Here is a 1,521-nt window from a genome sequence, read left to right as displayed (position 1 = left end):
TATGGCTAACTACAAGCCTGACTTATCCTGTCAAAATAAATTCATTCCTATCAATTTCGCTGAGCAAATTCTGCCTGGCACTTTTGAGTATGCCCTTTGTTATATTGTCGAAAATAAACTCGATTTATCGGGATTTGACGCGTGGTACAACAATGACAAAACGGGCGCGGCGGCGTATCCACCTTCGGTAATGCTAAAGATTATTTTACTGGGCTATGCACATGGTTTGATCAGTAGCCGTCGGATTGCAAAGGCTTGCGAGCATAATATTTTATTTATGAGTGTGTCGGGAGATATCCAGCCGCATTACACATCAATAGCAGGCTTCGTTGCTAAAATGCATGAACAGATTGAGCCGCTTTTTACGCAAGTGCTGATGATATGTGATGAGGAAGACTTGATAGGCCGCAACATGTTTGCCATTGATGGGTGTAAATTAAAGTCCAATGCGAGTAAAGAATGGAGTGGCACATTCGATGAGTTAGGTCGCAAAAAAGCAAAACTAGAACGCGCAAGCAAACGTATTATTGAACGCCACCAATCACAAGATGGGCTGGGCGAAGAATTGATAACTCAGGATTTAAAACAAAAAGAAAAGCTAGATAAAAGTGCAGGTAAAATTACCGAGTTCTTAGCCACTCACAAAGAAAAAATAGGCAGTAAAGGCAAGCCTGTTAAAAGTAATATCACTGATCCAGATAGTGCGAAAATGACCACGTCAAAAGGGACAATTCAAGGCTACAACGGCATCGCGATTAATGACGATAAACACCAAATCATCCTGCAAGCACAAGCGTGGGGCTCAGTGGGTGAGCAACAAACTCTACAGCCAGCTGTTAAGCAATTAAAACAACAGCTCGATAAATTAAACACTGACAAACCCAAAGACGAGCACACGATTAAATTCACCGCAGACAGTGGGTTTAACAGCGAAGTGAACCTTGAATATATGGCGAAAAGTGGGTTCGATACCTACATTGCGGATAACCAATTTAGAAAACGAAACCCGCTGTTTAAAGAAAGTGAAACGTATGAAACAGAGCAAGAAAAACGCCGACTAAAACGCAGTAAAGGCAAGCCACGATTATTTACCTCAGACGATTTTCATTATGATGAAGCAACCCAAACATGCCGCTGCCCCGCAGGCAATGCCATGTGGCGAAGCGGTATAAATGTAAAAAGTCACAATCAGCAATACACGCGATTCTGCGGTTACTTAAAAGACTGTAAAACGTGCCCGCTACAGCAGCAATGCATGCGAAAACCACCGATAGAAAGAGGCCGACAAGTTCAGTTTATAAATAATGAATCACGTAAAAAGCTGAGCTACATCGACAAAATGAAGGTCAAAATAGACAGCCCCATAGGTCGACGACAATACAGTAAGCGATTAGGCTGTATAGAGCCAGTGTTCGGGAACATTACAGTGAACAAAGGCATGAATAAATTGACCTTACGGGGGCAAGCGAAAGTGAATGCGCAATGGCAATTGTATTGCCTTGTTCATAATATAGAAAAGCT

Annotated in this window: 1 protein-coding gene; it reads left to right on the top strand. The window is 42.1% G+C overall.

From position 1 onward, the window contains the following. Positions 1–1,521: transposase (locus H5119_RS19860; protein WP_182703458.1), on the top strand; the 1,521-nt coding region annotated here is incomplete at both ends.

It is taken from the genome of Pseudoalteromonas sp. SG45-5 (genome assembly GCF_014164085.1).
Lineage (GTDB): Bacteria > Pseudomonadota > Gammaproteobacteria > Enterobacterales > Alteromonadaceae > Pseudoalteromonas > Pseudoalteromonas aliena.
Note: the sequence above shows the minus strand (reverse complement) of the source record. Positions and strands in the feature narration are given on the sequence as shown.